This window comes from Lancefieldella sp. Marseille-Q7238 (assembly GCF_949152215.1).
In the GTDB taxonomy this organism is placed as follows: Bacteria; Actinomycetota; Coriobacteriia; order Coriobacteriales; family Atopobiaceae; genus Lancefieldella.
The window spans coordinates 739,136-763,673 of sequence record NZ_OX424407.1; the positions used below are offsets into that span (position 1 = coordinate 739,136).

General features: G+C 51.3%; 16 protein-coding genes. 8 read left to right on the forward strand and 8 right to left on the reverse strand.

The features are described from left to right. Positions 1-71: 71 nt before the first annotated feature. The 3 genes from xdh to ssnA form a co-directional block, all read right to left on the reverse strand. Positions 72-2,843, reverse strand: coding sequence for a selenium-dependent xanthine dehydrogenase (gene xdh, locus QM016_RS03365; RefSeq protein ID WP_282710167.1), 2,772 nt, complete (start codon positions 2,841-2,843; stop codon positions 72-74). A gap of 229 nt (positions 2,844-3,072) precedes the next feature. Continuing rightward, positions 3,073-6,066 (reverse strand): putative selenate reductase subunit YgfK, encoded by a 2,994-nt coding sequence (gene ygfK / locus QM016_RS03370; protein ID WP_282710168.1) that lies wholly within the window; start codon positions 6,064-6,066, stop codon positions 3,073-3,075. Between the two features lie 138 nt (positions 6,067-6,204). Continuing rightward, positions 6,205-7,560, reverse strand: a complete 1,356-nt coding sequence (gene ssnA, locus QM016_RS03375; protein WP_282710169.1) for a putative aminohydrolase SsnA — start codon at positions 7,558-7,560, stop codon at positions 6,205-6,207. A 343-nt stretch (positions 7,561-7,903) separates the two neighbouring features. Here ssnA and QM016_RS03380 point away from each other — a divergent pair, with 343 nt between their 5' ends. Both QM016_RS03380 and QM016_RS03385 read left to right on the forward strand, forming a co-directional pair. Continuing rightward, entirely contained in the window at positions 7,904-8,548 is a 645-nt protein-coding gene (locus QM016_RS03380; protein ID WP_016477914.1) for a helix-turn-helix transcriptional regulator, read from the forward strand. 13 nt (positions 8,549-8,561) lie between these two features. Beyond that, positions 8,562-9,866: a M20 family metallopeptidase gene (locus QM016_RS03385; RefSeq protein WP_282710170.1), complete on the forward strand. Its 1,305-nt coding sequence runs from the start codon at positions 8,562-8,564 to the stop codon at positions 9,864-9,866. A gap of 129 nt (positions 9,867-9,995) precedes the next feature. On the opposite strand, the gene QM016_RS03390 is transcribed toward QM016_RS03385, so the two are convergent. Together QM016_RS03390 and ettA are read right to left on the reverse strand one after the other, a co-directional pair. Continuing rightward, positions 9,996-10,511 carry a ferritin gene (locus tag QM016_RS03390; protein ID WP_035434176.1) on the reverse strand — a complete coding sequence of 172 codons (516 nt, stop codon included), beginning with the start codon at positions 10,509-10,511 and terminating at the stop codon, positions 9,996-9,998. A gap of 110 nt (positions 10,512-10,621) precedes the next feature. Further along, the gene (gene ettA / locus QM016_RS03395) at positions 10,622-12,301 is read right to left on the reverse strand and encodes an energy-dependent translational throttle protein EttA (RefSeq protein ID WP_282710171.1); all 1,680 of its coding nucleotides are present in this window, start codon (positions 12,299-12,301) and stop codon (positions 10,622-10,624) included. A gap of 269 nt (positions 12,302-12,570) precedes the next feature. On the opposite strand from ettA, the gene QM016_RS03400 reads away from it, so the two are divergent. Next, complete coding sequence (locus QM016_RS03400) at positions 12,571-13,662, forward strand: glycerol dehydrogenase (protein WP_282710172.1); 1,092 nt, start codon at positions 12,571-12,573, stop codon at positions 13,660-13,662. 185 nt (positions 13,663-13,847) lie between these two features. Here the strand turns inward: QM016_RS03400 and QM016_RS03405 are convergent, their stop codons facing one another. Continuing rightward, on the reverse strand, positions 13,848-15,761 hold the full coding sequence (locus QM016_RS03405) for a sugar-binding domain-containing protein (protein WP_282710173.1): 1,914 nt from the start codon (positions 15,759-15,761) through the stop codon (positions 13,848-13,850). A gap of 396 nt (positions 15,762-16,157) precedes the next feature. Here QM016_RS03405 and QM016_RS03410 point away from each other — a divergent pair, with 396 nt between their 5' ends. The 5 genes from QM016_RS03410 (at position 16,158) to QM016_RS03430 (ending at position 21,656) form a co-directional block, all read left to right on the forward strand. Beyond that, the gene (locus QM016_RS03410) at positions 16,158-17,279 is read left to right on the forward strand and encodes an iron ABC transporter permease (RefSeq protein WP_282710174.1); all 1,122 of its coding nucleotides are present in this window, start codon (positions 16,158-16,160) and stop codon (positions 17,277-17,279) included. Beyond that, positions 17,276-18,103, forward strand: coding sequence for an ABC transporter ATP-binding protein (locus QM016_RS03415; RefSeq protein ID WP_282711446.1), 828 nt, complete (start codon positions 17,276-17,278; stop codon positions 18,101-18,103). The genes QM016_RS03410 and QM016_RS03415 overlap by 4 nt, the downstream gene beginning before the upstream one ends. Before the next feature lie 69 nt (positions 18,104-18,172). Next, the gene (locus QM016_RS03420) at positions 18,173-19,393 is read left to right on the forward strand and encodes an ABC transporter substrate-binding protein (protein WP_282710175.1); all 1,221 of its coding nucleotides are present in this window, start codon (positions 18,173-18,175) and stop codon (positions 19,391-19,393) included. A gap of 1 nt (position 19,394) precedes the next feature. Further along, positions 19,395-20,207: a class I SAM-dependent methyltransferase gene (locus QM016_RS03425; RefSeq protein WP_282710176.1), complete on the forward strand. Its 813-nt coding sequence runs from the start codon at positions 19,395-19,397 to the stop codon at positions 20,205-20,207. A 36-nt stretch (positions 20,208-20,243) separates the two neighbouring features. Next, entirely contained in the window at positions 20,244-21,656 is a 1,413-nt protein-coding gene (locus tag QM016_RS03430; protein WP_282710177.1) for a molybdopterin molybdotransferase MoeA, read from the forward strand. Positions 21,657-21,947: 291 nt separating this feature from the next. Here QM016_RS03430 and QM016_RS03435 read toward each other — a convergent pair whose 3' ends face one another. Then, complete coding sequence (locus QM016_RS03435) at positions 21,948-23,543, reverse strand: MBG domain-containing protein (protein ID WP_282710178.1); 1,596 nt, start codon at positions 23,541-23,543, stop codon at positions 21,948-21,950. 592 nt (positions 23,544-24,135) lie between these two features. Next, on the reverse strand, positions 24,136-24,519 hold the full coding sequence (locus QM016_RS03440; RefSeq protein WP_282710179.1) for a YbaN family protein: 384 nt from the start codon (positions 24,517-24,519) through the stop codon (positions 24,136-24,138). Positions 24,520-24,538 lie beyond the last annotated feature (19 nt).

Genomic DNA, 24,538 nt, shown 5'->3' on the forward strand with positions numbered 1-24,538 from the left:
ACGCATATCGATCAGGTCACACCGCAATGTATGAACATCATGAAAACACGCGAAGCGCGTCTCACCTTTTATCACTTTTGAGCTTTTGGCTTACGGTAGTACGAATCTTCCAGGGGCAGCTTGGTGCGCATAACGTGATCCAGCGCATAGTAGGCATTCGCAACAGCAGGCGCCGTTGGAATCGTTGCAATTTCACCGATACCCTTGCCGCCATAGGCGACCGGCAGCAAGTGTTCCTTCTCAACGTAGATTGCCTCAATATGCGGGATATCAGGCGCATGGAAGAGTCCGAGTGTGGCGTATCGAGACTTGGGCACGCAGTCATGGAGTTTGAAATCCTCCGTAGTCGCGTAGCCAAGAGACATCAAAACGCCGCCTTCAATTTGCCCTTGGATTGCAATAGGATTGATGACCTTACCTGAGTCATGAGCGGCATATACATCGGTAACTTTGCCCTCATCATCAAGCACTACGCACGTAGTAGCAAAGGCATAGCAGATATGACTCTTGGGATTAGGTTTATCGGCACCAAGCTTATCGGTTGGTTCAAAGTATACATAACGGAATTCATGGCCTTCAAGCTTCTGAAGACCGGCAACGGGATCTTGTGGATAGATGCCTCCACCTGCAACCAGCGCCTTTCCGTCCGCGTAGCCGACACCTTCATAGGGGCGGCCGTCGGAATAGACAATAGTCTTACCATCGCCGTTTGCCTCAACAGGCTCAGCAGACACTTCTTTACCGGCTTCCAGATCTAAAAGAGCGTCACGCAGCAGAAACGCCACACCACGGACGGCTTCACCGGTAACCACAGTCTGGCGCGAACCGGAGGTGGTACCCGAGTCAGGGGCATTTTCCGTGGAGCATTCTCCATTGACGATGACTGATTTGGGAAGCCCTGTCGCTTCCGCTACGTCCTGCAAAAAGACCGTATTGCAGCCTTGACCGATGTCAGAGGTAGCAGAATACACGACGACCTTGCCATTTTCAATGCGGATGTTTGCGCGTCCCGCGTCAGGCAGTCCGACGCCAACGCCTGAGTTTTTCATGGCACACGCGAGACCAGCATGGTCTTTATGCGCCTCATATACGTCTTTGACCGCCAGAAGCGTCTCTTTGAGAGCCGTTGATTGATCGCAAATCTGCCCGTTAGGGAGCACGTCTCCGGGGGCGACGGCGTTGCGCCAACGCATTTCCCACGGAGTGATGCCTACCTTTTCAGCGAGAAGATCAATAAGTTCTTCGAGGGCAAACTCGGTCTGGCAGACGCCGAAACCGCGGAATGCGCCAGCCGGCGGATTATTGGTGTAATAGCCAAAACCGCGAATATCGGTATTTTGGTATTTATAAGGGCCGACCGCATGTGTACAGGCGCGCTCAAGTACGGGGCCACAGAGTGACGCGTAAGCGCCGGTATCAAAATTGACTTCACAGTCAAGACCGGTCAGATGACCTTCGGCATCGCAGCCAAGGGTAAAATCAGCCTCCATGGCATGGCGCTTCGGATGAAAGGCTAAGGATTCGTTTCGGGTAAACTTGCACTTCACCGTTCTGTGGAACTTGTAAGCGGCAAGCGCTGAAATGTGCTGAACCGTAACGTCTTCCTTGCCGCCAAAGCCGCCACCCACAAGCATGGTCTCGACTACAACGCGATTGGGCGTCTTATCCCACCCAAACATATGCGCAACCTCTTTGCGCGTATCGTAGGCACCTTGGTCAGTGGAAAGAATCTTCACACCATCTTTATAGGGAAAGGCAACGGCGCATTCAGGTTCAAGAAACGCGTGCTCGGTAAAGGGTGTCGAGAAGTGCCTGGTAACCGTAAAGGCGGAATTTTTGAGCGCCTCTTTGGCATCGCCGCGCGTAATATGGCGGCTTTGACACAGATTGGTGTCGGCTTCCTCATGAACGAGCGGCGCTCCCTCAGTGCGAGCCTCATAGATATCACGTACCACGGGAAGCTCTTCATACTTAACCTTGACCAGCTTTTTTGCAGCTTCAAGAGTCTTCTCGTCTTCCGCGACAACCATACAGATAGCGTCGCCCATATCGCGCGTAAGCGAACCCTCGGCAATAAAGACATCCCAGTCCTGCTGGATATGGCCAACCTTATTGACCGGCACATCCTCCGCCTTGAGAACGCCAAGAACACCAGGAAGGGCTTCCGCAGCGGCGGTGTCTATCTTAATCACACGCGCACGGGGATACTTTGAGCGGACACACGATCCGTATACCATGTCGGGGTACTCAACATCAGTGACATCATCGGGATATTTACCGTAACCGAGTACCTTGGGACGAACGTCTACACGAAACGCCTTGGAGCCGACACCGTAATTATCGCCACGCTCAAGGTCAGGATCGATTTCCTCTTCGCCGCGAAGAATACGCGCGGCTTTCAGAATGCCTTCGATAATTTTCTTGTAGCCCGTGCAGCGGCAGATATTGTTTTTGATTGCCTCTTTGACCTCATCCTCAGACGGATCAGGGTTGCGGCGTATTAGAGCCGCACCACTCATAACCATACCGGGAATACAAAAACCGCACTGGACCGCGCCGACAGAGCCAAAAGCGTATACAAAGGCTTCCTGCTCTTCATGGGAAAGACCCTCGACAGTCTCTATAACCTTGCCGTTTGCCCGTTTTGTGTTCATAACGCAGCCGCGCGTGGCAACACCATCGATAACAACCGTACAAGTGCCGCAAGCCCCTTGCGAACAGCCGTCTTTAACGGACAACAGATGCAGATCATCGCGGAGAAAACGGAGCAGCGACTTGCTTTCAGTCGTAGTAACCGTTTCGCCGTTCACCGTAAAGGTGTACCGCTCAACCTCTTCAGCCATGTACCTCTCCTTACGCACCCGGGAGAATGTTGTGTGTCGTACCCCGAGCCCGTTTACCAAGCAATCATCTCACAGCGCAATGCCATCAGACAGCTATTACACTAAAACAAAAATTTAGCCTACCTAACAGCTTTTCGGTGACCGTATGCAAGTAAGCGGTTAGCGAGAAAAACGTATCTTCTCGCTAACTATGCTTACTCGCTATGCTCGCCTTCTCTCCTGCTCCCCTCTATACATTCAGGAGATACCGGTAATCATCTCTGACGGTTACGACCATCTTACGGATATGTTCCGGAAGACCACAGGCCTCATCATCAACATTGTAAATTCCCACGCCGCCGTCAAGACGAATCAGGAAGCCGTCTTCAGTCGGAAGGAAGCCCTCATTTTCAGAATTGTCAAAATCTTCACGGCTCCAGAAGGCAGTGAATTTGTCCTTATAGGGGCGGCCCTCAGAATACGGACAGAAGACAGCGCAATTACCACATTCATTACACATGCCGTCAACGTGAATGATTTGCTGCTGGCGCAGGCCCAAAACTTTGATTGCAACGTTTGCGCGGTTCGGGCACACCTCAACGCAGGCTTCACACACCGAAGGACATGAGAGGCAACGAGATTGATCACATGAGGCGGGATCTCCGCAGAGCTGCCCGCGCTTACCAAAGATCTTGGCGACATCTTCCTCAAGATTGGAGTTCTCTTTACCCGAGAAATTGAAGCCTGCTATGGCAACAGCCACAGTCATGGCGTCGGCGATGCCTTTCACCACCGTTGCGGGACCGCGGCGGCCATCGCCAACAGCAAACACATGGTCAACGGAGGTCTGAAGGTTTCCGTCAACAACAGGACGACTCTTCTCGTCAAGGGCGATGCCGGAAGTGGTATACAAGCTGGAGTCAATTTGCTCTCCCACGGCTGTAATCACTGCGGTTGCGGGAACCGTAGTGAATTCGCCGGTACCCTCAGGACGGCGGCGACCAGATTCGTCAGGCGCGCCGAGTTTCATAATCTCACACGTCAGCTTCGCGTCAGCAAAATCTCCCGGAGCGAGAAGTTCCATGAACTCTACGCCGTCGTCGAGAGCCATTTGAAGCTCTTCCTCGTCAGCCGGCATATAGCGCTTAGTGCGGCGGTACACAAGACGCACGTTTTGAACGCCTGCCACGCGCTTCGCCGCACGGGCAACATCCATGGCCGTGTTACCGGCTCCGATAACAACAACGTCGGTGCCAAGATCAACAGATGCCGGATTACTCTTGAATTGCTCAAGGAACTCAAGGGCGTCAAGGGCCTCGCCGGACTTCAGCGTCTTGCGGCCGGGAGCCCATGCTCCAATAGCTACGACTACATCGGTATAGCCTTCGGAAAGCAAGGTGTTGACATCCTTGATTTCGACGCCTGTTGTAAAAGCGGCGCCGTATGCCTGGCAAAGTTTCACATCGTTGTCGATTGCCGCCTCAGAGATGCGAAAATTGGGAATGACGTGACGTACAATGCCTCCGAGCTTGTTCGTACGCTCAAAGACAGTGACCTTGACACCCGCGCGCGATAAAAACGACGCTGCGGCAAGACCGGCCGGACCGGCGCCAACGACAGCAACGTTCTTGCCTTCGACTGCGCCACGAGAAGCGAGCGTTGGAAGAACCTCCGCCAGGCCCTTCTCGGCAGCAGTCAGTTTGCAGCCGCGAATATGGACATGCTCGTCAACATAGTTGCGCATACAGGAATTAGTGCAGGTATGCGGGCAGATGGTACCCGTAATGAACGGCAGCGCGTTGCGCTCAAGAATAATGTGAAGCGCGTCAGCGTAACGGCCTTCATCGACCGCCTTAAGATAGCCGGGGATATCCTGATGGATAGGACAGGAATCGCGGCAGGGCGCAATGAAGCAGTCAGTTAAGGGCAGCTTACCGCGCACATGGCGATCAGGCTGAGGCTTGATTTCCTTGTGATAGCGCGCGTCTTTAAGCGACCGCTCAAGCAGCGCAGCAACTTTCTCGGCATCAACGCCAGAAAATGGCCTGGTATCGCCATCGGTAAAGAGCCTGGCAATCTGTGTCATGCGCTCATAGCCGCCCGGCTTCAAAATGGTGGTTGCCATGGTAACGGGCCAAATGCCGGTATCCACCAGCTCCCTAATGTTGTTGTAATCCGCTCCGCCGGAATACGAGATACGAAGCTTGCCGTCAAACTGCTCGGCCATACGCTTCGCCAGGGACAAAGAGAGCGTCCAGAGGGAACGGCCGGACATGTACATCTCTTCGCTGGGAAGCTCGCCACGGGTAACGTCCACTGGGAACGTATTGGTCAGCTTGACGCCAAACTCAACGCCGCTTTCCTCGCACAGCTTTATGAGACGCTCAAGCATGGGTACCGCGTCGTCCCACTGCAAATCCTCGAGGAAGTGGTGATCATCAAAGGCGATGTAGTCGAAGCCCAAAGCGTCAAGCGTCTTGCGAGCGTAGTCATACCCCAAAAGTGTGGGATTGCACTTGATAAACGTGTTGAGACCCTTCTCGGTAATGAGATAGGTAGCAATGCGCTCAATCTCATCCGGCGGGCAGCCGTGAAGCGTAGACTCGGTAATGGAATCAGAAATACGCGCCGGAATGGAATCAATGAAGGCAGCATCAACGTTACGGAAGCGACCAACATTGGCTTTTGCCCAGGCGATTGCCTCCTTGAAAACGGGCGTCTCGGAGGCGTCCTTCATGTCATTGATGTACTTATCTACCTTGGGTGTCTTTATGCCCTCAAGGTCATAGCCGACAGACATGTTAAAGACGAAGCCATCAGGATCTCCCAGACCAAGCTCACGGGCAAGGATATGGCAGATGACCCAGGCTTTGACGTATTCATCGAACGCCTGGGGTACCGTGAGCTCCGTAGACCACTCGCAGTTGTATCCCTCGTCTGACGCGAGGATGCAAGGTTTATTGACACAGGCGGAAAGCTCTTCGCCATCCATCTTCTGAACCGTCTTGAGCTCAAAGAAGCGGGCACCGGTAACGTAGGACGCTACGATGTTTTGCGCGAGCTGCGTATTTGGCCCTGCGGCAGGTCCAAACGGAGTCTCAATCTTCTCCCTGAAGATGGGACGGGCGGCCCCTGTCGTCTTGGCGAAAGCACGCTCACCAAAAATAGTCTTTTGAGCCTCATACTCGCCGAGAATCCAATTCATCAGATGGTCAAATCTCATGGGACGCATAATGTCGCTCATTTGGTTTCCTCTCCTTATAACCAATGTGAGTTATAGTCCCCGCACTTATGGCGTCCGCGGGCGACGCCCTACCCTCTTGTCATGCAAACACATGTGTCGAGAAGCGCTTCTCAAAAGCACTTCTCGCCATATCCTACCTTAGTACTGGCGATTGTTGAGAGCTCCCCAGAGCTTCTTCGCCTCAACCATAGTCCAGTTGTTAATCTTGTCTTCGTCATACGCTACAAATTCGCGGTCCTTGTAAAGAACCTTGCCGTTGACAATGGTGGTGCGGCAGTTCTTGCCCTCAAAGCCAAAGAGCATATGACCATCGATGTTCTCGTCGGAGAACGGCGTGAACGGCTTGTAGTCAAAGATTGCGATGTCGGCAGCGGCGCCAGGCGCAAGTTTGCCTAAGGGCTTGCCGTTGGACTTTACAGAGAAGTACTTTTCCGCCATCTTGACGTTATTCTTAAAGAGCATAGTCATGGCCTCAACCCAACCAACATTTGGCATACAGGCGTTGTGGCGCTGGATGGGCAAAAGAACCTTGAGTGATTCCAACATATCGTGCGTGTAGGCATCTGTACCCAGGCAAACATTGATGTTGCGCTTGAAGAATTCGAGTACCGGAGCGCAGCCAACCGCATTGCCCATATTGGATTCCGGATTGTTAACGATGCTGGTATTGGTGGCGGCAAGAATATCCATATCGGCGGGAGTTACATGAATGCAGTGTCCAAGCATGGTCTTCTCGCCCAAAAGTCCGTGATCGAGCAGGCGATGCACGGCGGTAGTGCCGTGGTTTAACGCGGAATCATAGACGTCGTCCATGCCTTCACAGACGTGAATATGGAAGCCGGTCAGGCCGTTGTTGGCCTCAACCATCTTGTCCAGCGTCTCATCGGAGAGCGTAAAGAGCGCATGGCCGCCAAACATAGCGGCGATCATATCATCGTCTTCAGCTTCTGCCCATGTGGCGAATGCAACGTTTTCGGCGATAGCCTCATCGCACTTGGTCTGCCCGTCGCGGTCTGACGTCTCATAGCAAAGACACGCGCGGATGCCGAGTTCCTGAGCAACGTCCTTGATGGCAAAAAGCGAACCCGGAATCTCGTAGAAGCTGGCGTGGTGGTCAAAAATAGTTGTAACGCCATTGCGCAGCGAATCAAGAATAGTTGCATACGCACAGGCACGGGTACCGTCAAGCGTAAGATGACGGTCGATGTTCCACCATTGCTGCTCGAGATTTTCAAGGAAGTTATGGGGGTTGCAGCCTGTAATGGCAAGACCGCGGGCCAGGCCGGAATAAATGTGGGTGTGACAGTTGATAAGACCCGGCATAATAACGCCGCCATACGCGTCAAGCTTCTCCGCGTTGGGATACGCGGCTTCGAGCTTCGCGCGCGTGTCAACGGCAACGATCTTCTCGCCCTCGATTGCGACGGCGCCGTCTTCAACGTAAGGATTTGCCTTGTCGCGCGTAATAACACGACCGTTCACAATAAGCAGCATAGGAACCCCTTTGCCACGTGCCGCAGATCAGCTACGGCTTATAAAATGACGGATGTGCCCTCTCCGGCGCTCCGTTCGGACATATCTAAAGGGAGTCCGACTGCCCCATCCCGCAGAGCGTCCAGATGCTCCTGCAGGCATTTTGCAAACAGTTAGTTATTAAACCTAACTTTTAATTAGACTTCATATTCTCACAGTTTTTTTGTATGTAAAAGAATTATCGGTGTACGGTCATTTATCTGGGTAAGCGGTCTTGTTAAACGCATTGCTTCGCAAAAAGCGCAAAATGCTAGGATATAGATTGCTCTGTGAAACAGATAGTGCTTACAAGGAGTAGTCGGATATGAACAATCAGCAGATTGAATTTCTAAAGCGCCTGGCTCACGGCATAGCCCTGCAATTCGGCCCTGATTGCGAGGTTGTCGTTCATGACCTGCGCTCCGACGACCCTGCCAGCACTATTGTTGCGATTGAGAATGGTCATATCACCGGTCGCAAGATTGGCGACGGCCCCTCAAACGTAGTGCTCAAGGCGCTTCACTCCGATTCCGGGAAACTCCATGATTCTTACTCCTACCTTACTAAGACCGAAGATGGCAAGATTCTCAAATCTACTACCATCTACCTGCGCGACGATGACAATAAGCCCATTGCAATCTTTGCCATTAACTATGACATCGCGCTCTTCTCGGCAATGGAAGAAGCTTTGCACGCGTTTACCACACACAGTGACCCTTCCGATGCAGCTCCGCAAACCATTCCGCATAACGTTACCGATCTTTTGGATGAGCTCATTGATCAAAGCGTCCGCTTAGTCGGCCGTCCGCGCGCGCTGATGACAAAAGACGACAAAATCAAGGCGATTCGTTTTCTGAACGACTCTGGCGCCTTCCTTATCACGAAATCAGGACAGAAAGTCTGTTCCTACTTTGGCATCTCAAAATATACGCTCTACAGCTACCTTGACGAGGCAAAAAACCAGGACTAGATTGAGGTATATATTGGGGAGATTACCTGAAAATTTACCTGAAACGGCACGACTTACCGCTCAGTTGATAGCCATCGAAAGCACTGATCCCGGTACCTATGAGGCGGCTATCGAAGGCTTCATTAAGCAGTGGGTTATTAAACACTGCTCGTTCAAGCTTGCGGGACATTCTTTTCCTCTGATACAAGAACTTGAAGCCCTTCCCGGCCGCACCTGTCTGCGCGCGATACTCCCTGCCACCTGTGCCGATGGCGATACCGATAGCCGGCCTGCCGGTGACAAAACCTCCCCTGCCGCCTGCAGCGTAGCTTCTGATAGTAAGTCTCTTTCCCCTTCCTACCTCACGTTCATTTGCCATATGGACACCGTGACCGACGGGGACAGCTGGGATCCTGAAACGCCCGCGTTCACGCCTGTTTACAAAAGCGGTCTCCTCTACGGTCGCGGCTCATGCGACATGAAAGGCGGCCTCGCCTGTGCGCTTCTCGCCTTCCGCGACGCGTGCCAAGCCGCCGCTCGCACAGGCTCGCTTCCCAAAAAATCTCTCTCCGTCATCTTTACCGTTGACGAAGAGGCCGATATGCGCGGTGTTGAACATGCCATCGATGCCGGCTGGCTTGGCGAGAAGGGCTGGGTGCTTGATGCCGAGCCCACCAACAACTGCATCCGCGGCTCGCACAAGGGACGCACCTGGTTCAAAATCACAGTCGATGGCATCACCGCACATGCCAGCACACCGTGGGAAGGCGCTGATGCCATTGCGGCTCTGGCCGTAGTAATCAACGAGATTCGCACAGGCATACAGGCGCTGCCCAACCATCCTGAACTGGGCCGCTCAACGGTTACGTTTGGACAGGTCAAGGGAGGATATCAACCCTATGTTGTTCCCGACAAGGCAGAGCTCTGGATTGACATGCGCCTGGTGCCGCCCGCGAACACTAGAACCGCCGAAAAGATAGTTCAAGCCGCGTTGTCGAGCGCGGAGGAACAGGTGTCCGGCGTACATGCCCACTACGACATCACCGGTAACCGACCACCCGTAGTACTTCCCGCTGAGTCAGAGCTTCTCGCCGCAGTGCGTTCCTGCGCTCAGGCATGTGGAACACCGGCGGGGCTTGCTGTCTTCACGGGCTACACAGATACGGCTGTTACAGCGTCTACATGCAAAAACACTGACTGTCTGTCATACGGACCGGGTGAGCTCGAACGAGCCCACAAGCCCAACGAATACGTTCCTGTCGCCGATCTTGAGCGCGTATATCATGTGTTCAGGGAGCTGACGTCAAGACTATCTGATGACACGACTGCAAGCGACTAAGGCTTTTTCCGTTTGCACAACAAGCCCCTCTCGCCAATAAGACGAGAAGGGCTTCGCAGTACTCTGAAACAGTGCTACCTGTCACATTGCCATAAAAGACGGCCTCTCCATTATCCTAGCAAGAAGACTCTACATTGCCATCGTAGGTGCGGTGTAGACGCGAGCGGCATTTTCACGGTCAAGATCAAAGAGGTTCTTGGCATCGCCGCCAAAAAGCTCGACGGCCTTGATTTGGTCAGACGCGTTTGCCTCCTCTTCACCCTGCTCTTCAACGTACCAATCGAGCAGTTTCATCGTGCGGTAATCGTTAACGCTCTGCGCAACGGCATAGCACTCGTTAATGCTTGCCGTGATGTACTGCTCATGCTCAAGAGCGGCCTTAAGCGGTTCAATGATTTCCGTAAAGGTAAGATCCGGCTGAGCAATCGCCTCCATCTTGGGCATCCAGTCGTTGTCAAGCAGATAGCGGCGCAGGATACGAGCGTGCGCCACCTCTTCCTGAGACTGGATGACATACCAATTCGCAAACCCCTTGAGTCCTTTGTCCTCAAAGAAATCAGCAAAGGTCAGATAGAGATAGGCAGAGTAAAACTCCTTGTTGATTTGCTTGTTAAGAATCTCTCCAACTTTAGCGTCAAGTGCCATCATACGCCCCTTTCAAAGGTAGTTGTTCTGGCGAGAAGTGCTTGTATTCAGCTCGCCATTCGTTGTATACGGTACCCGCGCCGCACTGATTTAGACAGCTCGGCACACACCTAATCGCGCGTAAGTTTGCGGTGGAGGCGATGCGGGCGGGATGCCTCGGGACCCAGGCGCTTCTCGCGATCAGCTTGATAGGACTCAAAGTTGCCCTCAAACCAATGCCAGCGACCCGGATTTTCGTCGTCTCCCTCCCATGCCAAGATATGCGTGGCAACGCGATCCAAAAACCAACGGTCATGGCTGGTAACCACCGAGCAGCCCGGGAAACGCTCAAGAGCGGCCTCCAGGCTTTCCAACGTTTCGATATCAAGATCATTCGTAGGCTCATCGAGCAACAGCAAGTTTCCTCCCTGCTTCAGCGTAAGAGCAAGATTAAGACGGTTCCTCTCGCCACCCGAAAGCACGCCAGCACGTTTTTGCTGATCGGAACCTTTGAAGCCAAAACTTGCCACATACGCGCGGCTGGGAATTTCAGTAGTTCCTACCTTGACGAAATCGTTGCCATCGGAAACCACTTCCCAGAGAGTCTTATTGGGATCAATGCCGGAACGCAGCTGGTCAACGTAGGAGAGTTTGACAGACTCCCCCATTTCAAGCGCGCCTGAATCTACGGATTCTTCCTTAACGATCATCTTAAACAACGTTGATTTGCCTACGCCGTTGGGGCCAATCACGCCAACAATGCCGTTACGCGGCAGACTGAACGAGAGATCGTCGATAAGCACACGCTCGCCGAAGGCCTTATGCACGTGGCTGGCCTCCAAAACTTTTTGGCCAAGACGCGGACCGACGGGGATCTGAATCTCAGTAAAATCAAGTTTCTTTGACGCGCGGGCTTCCGCTTCCATCTGCTCATACCGATCAAGGCGAGCGCGGCTCTTGGTTTGGCGAGCCTTCGGAGATGAGCGAATCCAATCCAACTCAGAGCGCATCTTTTTGGCGCGTTTGGCATCTTGCTGGTTTTGAGCCTCAAGCCGCGCAGCTTTATGCTCCAGGTACGTTGAATAGTTACCCTCATACGGATAGAGCTGTCCCCGGTCAACCTCGCAAATCCACTCCGCAACGTCATCGAGGAAGTAACGGTCGTGCGTAACCGCCATAACGGCGCCAGGATAATCATGCAGGAACTTTTCAAGCCACAGCACAGACTCCGCATCCAAATGGTTCGTCGGCTCATCTAAAAGCAACAGGTCGGGAGCCTCAAGCAGTAGACGACACAGCGCCACACGACGGCGTTCCCCGCCGGAAAGATGCGTCACCGGAGCGTCCGGATCCGGACACTGTAGCGCGTCCATCGCCTGCGACAGCCGGCTGTCCAGATCCCAACCGTTAGCAGCGTCAATCTCTGTCTGCAGCTTCCCCATCTCAGCCATTAGCGCATCGAAATCTGCATCAGGATCAGCCATTTCTTCACCGATAGCGTTAAAGCGGGCGATTTTGGCGAGAAGGTCTCCAAACGCCTGCTCGATGTTTTCCTTGACGGTCTTATTTTCGTCAAGCGGCGGCTCCTGCTGAAGAAGCCCCACCGTAAAGCCCGGGGTAAGCCGAGCCTCTCCATTGGAGACCGTTTCAAGCCCCGCGATAACTTTGAGCAGCGTAGACTTACCCATGCCATTAGGACCGATAACGCCAATCTTGGCACCGGGATATACGCCTACGGTAACGTCATCGAGGATGACCTTGTCTCCAACTGCTTTACGTGCCTGATACATCTGGTACACAAACTCTGCCATAGCATAGTTCCTTCGGTCGATGCCCCACGGTCCAAGCATAGGCGCTGGTGGCGAGAAGCCCACACAGAGCCACGGACGTCAAACGGGCGGACGGATTTCTCGCCCTATTATCGCATGAAGAAACAGGCGAGCAGAGAAAAGAAGAATAGAAAAAACGTCTCACAGACCACGGGTCCAGAAGAACTATCATTGCAGTGAGTTTTGAGACATAAGGGGTGTCTCAGCGGAGAGAAACATGAGGGATACCTCGTGTTGGAAGGAGCGCATCGATGGCACGCATTTTTATCAGTCCGAGCAAGTATGTTCAGGGACCCGGGGAACTTACCAAGCTGGGAACCTACACCAAAGCCTACGGAACAACCGCTTTGGTAATCATTACTTCCGGCGGACTTAAACGTTCCGGCGACGTTATCGCCAAGAGCTTTGAAGACGCTGGAGTGGAACTTCATTACGACAATTTCAACGGAGAATGCTCGCAGGTTGAAATTGACCGTCTGATTGAGGTCCTTAAGTCTTGCGGCGCTGATATCGTAGTCGGCGTTGGCGGCGGCAAAATTTTCGATACCGCAAAAGCCGTCGCCGCAGCAAAGGATCTTCCTGTGGTTATCGTTCCGACCATTGCCGCGACAGACGCTCCTTGCTCAGCGCTTTCAGTCATTTACACCGAAGAGGGACAGTTCAAGGAATATCAATTCTTTAAACAAAATCCCAACCTCGTGCTCATGGACACTGAGGTGATTGCCAAGAGCCCCGTGCGCCTGACCGTCTCCGGCATGGGCGACGCGCTTGCCACCTTTTTTGAGGCTCGCGCCTGTCAGCGTTCCGACGCGGGCACCTGCGCTGGCGGCAAAGTGACAAGCGCCGCGATGGCATTGGCAACGCTTTGCTATGAAACCCTCATGGACGAAGGCATCAAAGCCAAGCTCGCACTTGAAGCCGGCGCTTGTACGGAAGCTGTCGAGAAAATCATCGAAGCGAACACGCTGCTTTCTGGCCTTGGTTTTGAATCAGCAGGTCTTGCGGGCGCTCATGCCATTCATAACGGCCTGACCGCTATGAGCGAAACACACGCTATGTACCATGGCGAAAAAGTTGCTTTTGGCACCCTGACACAGCTGGTCCTTGAAAATGCCGAGGAGCTCTACGATGTGCTCGACTTCTGCGTTGAAGTTGGCCTGCCCATTACTTTCAAACAGCTTGGCGTAACAGACGTCACCTATGAGCGTGTCCTCGAAGTAGCTACGCTCGCCTGCGCCGAAAACGATACGCTCCACAATATGCCTTTTGAAGTCACGCCCGAAAAAGTTGCAAATGCCCTGCTAGCTGCTGACGCTTATGGCCGTGCGGCATTGGAGGCGTAGCCGCTGAATTTTAGTTATCGGAAATAGAGAACCGCGTTCGTTAAGACGCACGCTCATTAAAGTACACGTTTGTTAAAGCGCACGTTCGCTCAAGCACATGCTTGTCAAACTGCGCGCTGTTGTGATTGGTAACCCGAGCCTCTGGTTGTGTACACCCCACAACCGGAGGCTCAACTTTCTGGAATCTAGCAGCTGAGTTTATTGATCTTTCGGTCGTAAGTCAGAAGACCGTTGACTTCCTCTTCAACATCAGAAAGCTGCGTATAGATATATCCGGCAAGTCCTTCTCCCTGCAAAGATTCCGCTTTTGCAAGCTCTTGCTGAACCGCCGCTTTCCACTCATCAGCGGTAGCAAAATTACCGTAACCGTACGCGTGGTTGAGTGAGGAGTGTCCGGCGACCATCTGCGCAAGCCCGCCAAATTCGGAAATCACAACAGCACGACCATCGCCGGGTTTTTGGCCATGACCCGCGTTTGACGTATGCCTACCCCGCCAGCCCGCGCCAAGCGGCCGAAAGTAATTATGAATGCTGAGAACGTCACCGCAGCCCTGATCATACCAGCCGCTTACAGCATCAATGGGTCGTGTCGCATCGAGCGCACGAACGGATTCGACCGCTGTTTTTGCATCAAATTGCCCCCAGCCTTCATTGAAGAGCGTCCAGACTGCAGCCGAAGGATGCCCGTCAAGAAGTCTGACCATCGCATGGCAGGTCGCAGTCCATTCTTGCTGATAGTTAGCATCGGCGGCAGACAGCGCTTCTTGATGACGTTTCGTCCTGTCTTGAAAACGCGCCCAGGTAAAACTAAACAGCGTCGGTTTTTGACTCGTATGCCAGGAGCTGTACGAATTTCCCCCAGAAACGCAATCCTGCCATACCAGCATCCCAAGCCGGTCGCAATGGTAGTACCAACGCTCACATTCAATCTTGATGTGCTTACGCAAGGTATTGAAGCCAGCCGCACGCATAGCCTGTATGTCGTAGAGAAGCGCGGCGTCGGACGGAGCCGTCATGAGTCCGTCAGGCCAGTACCCTTGATCGAGCACGCCTTTTACAAAGAATGGTTTACCGTTCAGGTGAATCCGCGAGACTCCATTGGCATCAGCCTCTACTTTGACCGTACGAAACGCGCAATAGCTTCGGACAATATCCACAGCGCTGCCAACATGCAGCGCGACAAGAGCCTCGTAGATATAGGGGGCCTCATGTGACCACAGGCGCGGCTCGTCTATGTGCAGCCTCGCGCAAATCTCTCCATTCTTTTCTATTGGAAGTGTTGTCTCTAGGACATTTCTCCCGTCGGCGTCAAAAAGCGTCAACTCCAGCGTGGCGTTGTCGAATAGCCTGCTGTCTGATAGCGCACTGTTTTCAAGATGGACGGAACTTCTCGCATGCAGATCAATATAGCCGTTCATGTCTCCTTGTAAGGTCAGCTCTTCAAGATGAGCCGCCGGCACCGTCTCGCACCAGACGCTTTGCCAGATACCGCTCTGTGCCGTATACCAAATATCACCGCGCGAAAGCATTTGTTTGCCGCGCAGTTGCGTGCCAGTATCGCTGGGATCATAAACGCAGACAGCAATCTCAGCTCTTTCTCGCGTATCGAGAAGATCGGTAATGTCATACGAAAATGGCAAGTAGCCTCCCGTATGCGTTCCAGCAAGCCGTTCATTGACAAAGCAGGCGCATCTCCAGTCAACAGCCTCAAAATGAAGAATGAGCCGCTGTTCAGGCGACAATTTTGGAAACTCCACCACACGCTTATACCAAAGAAGCTCATCAGGATGCAGGGTGCGACCAACGCCCGAAAGAGGCGCTTCAGGCGAGAAGGGCACCACAATCTCCCCATCCCAATGCGAAGGAATCGTTTCCTGCGCCAGCCTTTCAACATCAGGCGCTCCGTTGAACGGCACCATCACATAGTTCCACACGCCGTTCAGCACCACAATATTGTCGCGCTTCATGCGCGGACGCGGATGTTCGGAAAGCACCTCCGATGGGTTAAGTGCTTCTCCCCATACGGTCGTAAGAGCGTTGAGCGTTTCTTCCGTATGCTTTTTTGGTGCGCTTGCCAGAACACGGCGAATATCAAGCATCGTATCTCCTAATTCTCTGAGAACAACAAACACTCGCACTCTGTCAGCCATCCGCAATCAGCAGTCTGCAGCCGCTTACAGCAACCTGAAACGGACCGCTCACAGCCAGTGAAAGCCTTCTTTCAGCTTTGGATGCTTGCCTTATGTATACCACTAAGCGCCATCTATAAGGTACTCACCTATAGGCACTTGCGAGAAGAAATACATGAGAGCTTCACAAGTAAAGACAAAGTTCACAATCTCCCATATACTATAAAAGATTACTCGTTTCACAACCGCTTCAGTGCACACGACATTGTTTTAGCAGTAGTCGTCCGTGTCCGCCAAGAAAAGATATAAATTGGCATTTTATCCACATTGAACGACGTATCACATCGCTTAAAGGATGGTTCTTACGTGAAGGAAACAGATAAAGAAACAGCTACAACAAACAACTATGTACCACATATAGCAAAGGTTCCTGAAAAAACCGATACGTCATTGCCAATAGGATGCACTAAGCGCGGTTTTATCGCCTCGCTCACCATCTTGCTCACAATCGCCCTTCTTACCGTCATGATCTTATCTATGACGCTTGGACAATACCAGATGAGTCCGCAAGAAATTGTAAGCGCATTGATTCATCACTTTCTTGGTATAAAGCTTGAAGGTTTTGCAAACGTACATGAAACGGTCATTCTGTCCGTGCGCTTTCCTCGCGTTATTGCAGCCACTTTCATTGGATCAGCGCTTGCCGCTGCAGGCGCTTCTTATCAGGGACTTTTTCGAAATCCCATGGTCTCCCCCGACTTACTGGGCGCATCATCAGGAGCTGCTTTTGGAGCGGCAATAGCGCTACTGCTTGGAGCCAGTGATATCGGTGTACAGCTTTCCGCGTTTGCCTGGGGTTTGATAGCTGTCGGACTTTCATATTCTGTCAGCAACGCAGTAAGCCGAGGACAAAATATTATTTTGTCCCTTGTGCTCACTGGCATGATTGTAAGCAGCATGTTTTCGGCATTCATTTCCATCATAAAATATGTGGCAGATCCTGATACAAAACTGCCATCAATAACGTATTGGCTCCTAGGAGGCCTAACTGGCATCCATACAAACAATTTACCTCTATTATTGCTTCCTATCTTCTTGGGACTCGTGCCCATCCTTCTTTTTCGTTATAGACTTAATGTTCTTTCATTCGGCGAAGAAGAGGCCCGGGCTTTAGGGGTCAATACAAAACTGATACGCCTTATATATGTTGTCTGTGCAACGCTCGTTACATCAGCTTCTGTTGCCGCAGCCGGCATGGTCGGATGGGTCGGCTTGGTCATCCCGCACCTCGCCCGTTTCATTGTAGGACCGAATTACAAGGCTCTCATGCCTATCTCAATTTTGATTGGTGGATTATTTCTGCTCGTCGTAGACAATGTCTCACGCGTCTTTTTTTCCGTAGAAGTTCCTTTGGGTATCCTCACCGCTACGATTGGAGCGCCGTTCTTTTTGTATTTGCTGACCAAAGGAAAGAAGACTTGGACATGATATTTGCCGGCACTCATATGGACTGTGGATATGGAAAAATTCGTATCCTTCATGACATCTCGCTCAACGCCACGTCAGGTCAAGTCTTTTGTCTGCTTGGACCTAACGGCGTAGGTAAGACCACCCTGTTCAAAACTATGCTGGGCTTTCTTCCTCTAATGGCGGGATCCATCACTATAGACGGAGAAGATATTACTTCTTGGTCAGACAGACGCAAAGCTCAAGCCATCGGATATGTTCCCCAGGTACATACACCACCATTCCCTTTTACCGTTATTGACGTCGTCACCATGGGACGCACCGCACACTTGAGCCCAGTGGCATCACCGAGCAAAAATGATACTAAAATTGCCAAAGAGGCCCTTAAAGAACTTGGCATCTCATATCTCTCTGATAAGATTTACACCGAAATCTCGGGCGGCGAAAGACAGATGGTACTTGTAGCACGTGCCCTCGCTCAACAGCCTAAAATCCTTATCATGGACGAACCGACAGCCAACCTTGACTTTGGAAACCAAGTGCGCGTACTCGAGCAAATAAATCGCCTGGCAGCACAGGGGCTAGTTGTTATTATGACCACACACTTTCCTGACCACGCATTTCTCTGTCCTGGTACTGTAGGACTTTTAGAACACGATCGCTTTACCGTCGGAACTGCTAAAGAAGTGGTTACTGAAGAAAGACTTCAGCGAGCCTATGCCGTTGATGTCAGAATCGTTCACCACACGTATCTGGACATAGGTTTGCTGCACAGCTGCATCCCCGTTGTCAGCGGCATCCCAAAAAGCAAGATTGTCGAATATGCAGGCTCTATAACACGATAATCTCATCAGCCTGCAGGCAGATGGAATTATAGAAGGTTAGGCACTACAAGGTATGAAAGGAACAGTTGTATGGATGAGAAAAGGATTGATCAGGAAAGAATCGAGCAGGAAGACAGGTTGAGAAAGAGTTTCTCGCACAAGGGTTTCTCGCGCAGAACGTTCATGGGCTTGTCAACAGTATTCGGCTCATCACTGCTGCTGACAACGATGGCCGGCTGTAACCAAAAATCCGAAACTTCAACGGCAGATACACAGGAAGCCAACAAGGAAGCGCCAAAGGATCGCACTTACGTTGATGATGCCGATCGTAGTGTCACCATTCCGGCAACAGTTGAGCGCGTATACTGCGCTATTCCAACCGCACAGGCCGCAGTAGTAGCTCTGACTCCTGAAAAGCTTGTTGGCTGGGTCAACGAAGTCTCCGATGCCGCCAAGAAATACCTGCCCGAAAGCACCCATGATCTGCCCGTTCTTGGAGGTTGGATGGGTCAGGTACAAACAGCTAACATAGAAGCAATTATCAATGCCAAGCCAGATTTGATCCTCTATTGCTATGGCACAAGCACTGTAAACGAAGATACGTCCACATACGTTAACGCTGCCGATACGATTCAAAATGACACAGGTATTCCTGTCTACGTCTTTAAAGGCAATTTGAATCTAATCCCCGAGAAATATCGCACTCTGGGAGAGATTCTCGGCGTTTCCGACCGTGGAGAACAGCTTGCCGCATACGCCGAGCAAAAGCTCAAGGCCGTTGGGGATGCAGTAGCCAAAGTTCCTGGTGACAAGGTTGTTACTTGCTATTATGCCGAAGGCAAGGGCGGTCTTGCTACCGATCCGTCAGGCAGTATGCACACGGAAGTCATCGATTATTGCAATGTTAAAAATGTTGCCGTTGTAGATGGATTCATGGGTGCCAAAGGCCAGGGCATGATTGAGGTTTCCATGGAGAGTGTTATCAAATGGAATCCTCAAATGATTCTGGTTTCCGGTACAAAACCCGACAACTATGAGCTCATCAAAACCAGCCCGTCGTGGCAAGATATTGATGCAGTTAAAAACGGTGCCGTCTATCAAACGCCTATCATACCCTTTGGCTGGTTTGACCGTCCTCCCAATATGACTCGTATCATGGGTATACAGTGGTTTGCTAACCTGGTGTATCCGGATTATTACACCGCAAACGTCCGAACGGACATGAAAGAGTACTTCAAGCTGTTCTACAACGCCACTATTACTGACGATGATGTAGACACGATCTTGGCCCCTAATCCAAAGCTGGCATAACATGCAGTCGGAAAACATACTGGGTGATCAAGAGTATTGGAATAAACGAGCGGCAACTTTTTCATGTGGATCAGACGAAGCCTACAAGCAGCGCTTTTCTGAGCTTCTTTCTCTTGAGCCAGGTCAATCCATACTTGATATGGGCTGCGCAACCGGGACTTTTGCCATCCCCTTTGGAAGGAAAGGACACAGTGTCTACGCATGCGATTTCGCAAAAGAAATGCTTGAAATCCTCGATAAGCGCGCAGCTGCTGAGAATCTTCCTGTCACTTCGCATCTTCTGGCTTGGGACGATGACTGGCAGTCAACAGGCCTTGGTGAGAAGAGCGTTGATGTTGCTATTGCATCACGCTCTCTCGGCTTCAAGAATAAGCACGAACGCATTCAAAAACTTGATGCCGTAGCGCGTCATAAGGCTGCAATCACCGTTTCCGCAAGCGTTTTGCCCTCTCGAGAGCCTCAGCTGCTCACGCATTTAGGACGTGAAATCCCACAGTCCGGCGAGGTATCCGAACTAGTAACTCTTCTTATTACTATGGGAAGACTCCCCGTAGTATCCTATATGCTCACGCTCCGTCCTATGATTTTTTTGACATTGGCAGACGGGGCCGCTGAGCTGCGCAAAATGGCAGGACCCGAACCATTCAACGTGCGTGAGCAGACACTATTTGACGCCTTTGTCGCCAGGCACTTCAGACACATGCAAAATACCGACCCTAAAAGCCAGATAGCTGACGGCTGGGAGCTTGACTATCCGCTTCCTGTAATATGGGCCTTTATCGGGTGGCGCACTGACGGTAAGGTTTGGCTGTAACGCACAATGAACTATCAAAACATCTGAGGAGTGCATATGGGCAAGAAGATTATGACGGGGTTTCCCACAAGAGAGAAAGCTTTAACAGACTTCTTTCAGGAATGGGAACCAAAAAGAGCGGAAGAGCTTGTCAGTCTCAATGACTGTGTAGGACGCGTTCTGACCCGTAATCTTTTTTCGTCTGTCACATTGCCCGTATGCCGCTCCTCAGCCTGCGACGGAATCGCAGTCCGTTCGTCAGATTTTACAAATGGGTTACCCGACACTACCTCTTGGCAACCGAACGTCAACTATATACGAGCCGACACAGGGGATGATTTTCCGGATACCTATGACGCGGTCATCATGATCGAGCAAGCACATATACAATCAGACGGTTCGGTCATACTTGATAAAGACATTCAGGTCTTCCCTGGCTCAAATGTAAATCCGGCAGGGTCAACTATTTCTACCGGACAGCCTCTCTTGTCTGCCGGCCATCTCATACGCCCCACTGATGCAGCAGCCCTATGCATGGGAGGCATCTCCGTTGTTCCTGTTAGAAAAAAGCCGCTGGTGGCATTCATTCCCACTGGCAGCGAACTTGTCACGGCAGGCATGCGTCCGCGACGAGGAGAAATGATAGAATCAAATGCGATTATGGTTACGCACATGCTTGAGCAATACGGTGCCGAAACCTTAGCCTTCCCCATCGTACGCGATGATCCGTCAGCACTTGAAGCTGCCTTCACCGAAGCATTAAACATCGCCGATGTTGTGGTTATCAACGGAGGCTCCGCTGTTGGAAGCGAAGATTTCAATGTTCGCATGATTGAAACATACGGGCAGGTCATACACCACTACATTGCTGCAGCACCTGGACGCCCTCTTATGATGGCCGTCGCAGACGGAAAACCGGTCATTGATCTTCCTGGTCCTATGATTGCCGCATTCTATGGCACTACCTGGTGTCTGCAGGCTATTGTCAAACGTATATTAGATATTCCCATGTCCAAGCGGCAAACAATAACAGCTACCACAGCAACACCGGCCGGTGCGCATCCTTCTATTGCTATGTTACAGCGCTGGAATGTCACCCGCACCGATACAGGATACAAAGCTTATTATTGCAATTTTCAAAAAGGAGAAACGGAGGCTGCACTCACATCAAATGCTTTACGCATTTCACCGCTTGGCGAAAAAAGCCTTGAGGTAGGACAGCAGATTGAGCTTGAATTGCTTGAAGGAACCGAATTTCTTGTTTCTGAGACTACAACACTACCATCCGGCTTTGCCTTGCCCTTTGACGATGAGGCAAAAGCAGTGGGGCCTCACACGGCAGTTGGACTACGTGCATCAATGAACACCGGCGCGCAAACGACCGAAATACCTGCAAACGCGGGTGAGGTTGGTGACTTCTCTGCTGTACGGATTACCAATGCCATACAGTTTTCTGATAACCGAAGCTGAGCATCACTTGAGAGCAAGAGGAGCCGGTCTTACATAGTACGTAAAAGCATGATTGTACACGGCAGTGACAAAAGTCATAAGCAGGTTGCATGTAACGTTTCCACTTCTCCAAATGAGATAACAACGGTGCATTTACTTGCTGTCAATCCAAAGCCGCAGATTCAGTCCTACCTATACCAAGACGGGAATGTCTCGCGACATTCCCGTCTTGCTTCGTACGCTGTCGAAAAGCGATTACTCGCTTAATATTACCTAGGAGCGTTTAAGATCCATCTCATCTAGGGGCATTTGCTATGAGCGCTTGCGCAGAACAGCACCGGTAGCGATGGTGCCGGCGGCAACGGCTGCAAAACCAAGCGCTGCCGAAAGAGTAGCCGGATCAGACATGTCAGGAATAATGCTCTTCTTGCCTGACTTTGCCTTCTTACTCGACTTGCTACCTTCGTTAGTCTTGTTTTGCTGCTGGTCGCCACTCTGATTGTTTCCCTGGTTGTTGTTCTGATTGTCAGGCTGAACCGCCGCTTTAGTAACCTTGAGCGTTCCTGAAACATAGGTGAAATCGTAGTCGCCAGCAGCTCCTCCCACCGGAGTCAGCTCATGATCACCGACACTTACATCAGAAGCAGTAAGTGTGGGAGCAGTATAGTTGTATGCTGTCTCAGGCGTCTCACCATTAACGAAACCGGTAACGTTAAGCTTAAGTTCAGGCGTCTTTCCTTCTGTAATGGTCTCACCGTCATACGCAGCGGTCAGGTGCGCCTTACGAATGGTCCAACTGGCTGTCTTAGTGCTGGTCGTACCATCTTCCCATGTATAGTTAACGGGGTCGATAAGATCCATTACAACGTCATACGTACCGGCATGTGTTGCGGCGACGGTTCCATTGATAGCCACATTGAGATGAGCAGAAATGTCATAGCCGCTGTGCTCCTGCCCGTCATAATCGTAATGTGTAGCCGTAGGAACGGCAACGGTGCCCTTCTCGACATCCATCATCATAGGAATCGTAAAGTCATAGGAGGAGCCGTTTTTGATAGTCGCACGAACCACACGATTCTTCTGAGCAGTCGTCGGTGTACCGGAAATGGTAGCCGTACTCTTGCGTGCAGCGGCATCATTTTCCATCGGACTCAGTGTCAAACCGTCCGGGAGATTGTCCATCGTAAACGTATCGTAGCCCTTAGAAGAGACTGCCCATGGAATGGTAACAGTCTCATGATAAGCCGCACCAGCCTTAGCGGGAGAAATCTTATTTGAGGGCAAAGTAATTCCGGCGGAATTGTCGGAATTTTGGAATCTCGTGTTTTCAATGTTAAGAACGCCGTCATCGGTGGTAGTCAGATCAAGCTGAACAACGGTGGAATTCTTGACGGTGGAGGTTCCTTTGTTGTCAAGGCCCTTGTAGAACGTAACATTATCAAAGGTCACGTTTGCCCCTGCCTCAACGGTCACCTCTCCCTCAAAAATCATGTTCGATACGGTTCCGTTAAAGCCGGCGGGAAATACCACACGCGTACCTTTTGCGATATAGCTGCTATATGGCTGCACGCGCGTACCATCGCCAAGATAGCTGCTGGTATACGTGCTGGTAACGTTAGTAACGGTAGTAGGGAACACAAAGTCTTTCTCGGTTGACGAGCTGCCGCCGACAGTGACTCTTGATGTAGTGAACTTCCAAGTAGACGCCGCGTCCATTGCCGACTTATTATTCCTGTAAATTGACTGGAGACTGCTGAACCCGTAACCGGATAGCCAGTCGCTGATTTCAAACGAACCGTCCGCCAAAGCCTTTGTGGCAAATGGCGAGAAGAACAAGCAGCAGACAACAACTGCCATCACAATGGCAAGTGAGGTGTGCAGCCTCTTCAGTGCGCGCATTTTGTGCATACATTCACTCCTAACCTTGACTCTTTGGTGTCGATTGCAGGCAGGCCTGCAAGATCTGAACAGAGCCACGTATTCTTACCGTTTTTGAGCGGTAGTATCGTATCAGATAAGTTAACTGAGGAAAACTAAAAAGAAAAGAAATTTTAAACGTCAGTGTTCAGAGTATTGTTTTTATTAAAAGACTAATGATGGCGTGTTCCTATAAGGCACAATTATGTTCTCAGCGAGGGCGGAAAGGCTTCCAAGACAGAAGCAACAAAGGCTGCTCTCATAGGCCTTCGTACCATAATCAGAATTTACGCGCCGGGAGAAGAAGAGACAGATAGAGCTCTTGAATCAACTTGGAGCGATTTTGAAGATGCTTTGCTCTATCAGACAGCGCTAAGCTTAAAAGCTCGATGTATCATCACCAGAAACACGAGAGACTTTATCCTTAGTTCACTTCCCGTACGCACCTGCCGACAATTTTTTCCTGGATGGAGCAGAAGAACCATCTTTCCTATGAAGACTCACGTTTTAGTGTGGCTCCATTGCTGCGTCCTCATTGTTGAGGCTCCGTTAATGCGCCTTCGCACCTGTACTACGAGACCCCCTATGACGAGGGGATCGTTTTGACTATAAAGACAAAATAGATGAGATGAAACACCCAAACGCACGACAATACGACACAGCCGATTACGATGCCTTTGAGCCCCATGAGTATCAAACCGATGCTCATGAGCAAGGTAATCGCACTCATAATGCGAATCTTGGTCTTTTTGGTCATACCGCGACCTGCCGTATAATCAGCAAGATTATCCCGGTACAGCTTTGTACCGACAAACCATGTATTAAGTCTCTCGGAACTTCTCGCAAAGCAAAAAGCCGCAAGAAGTAAGAAAGGCACCGAAGGAATAAAAGGTAGGACGGCGCCTACTGCGCCAAGCGCGACGCTGACGCACCCGACTATGATATATAGAAGTTTTTTGATATTCATGCGTTTTTGCCAATCGTTT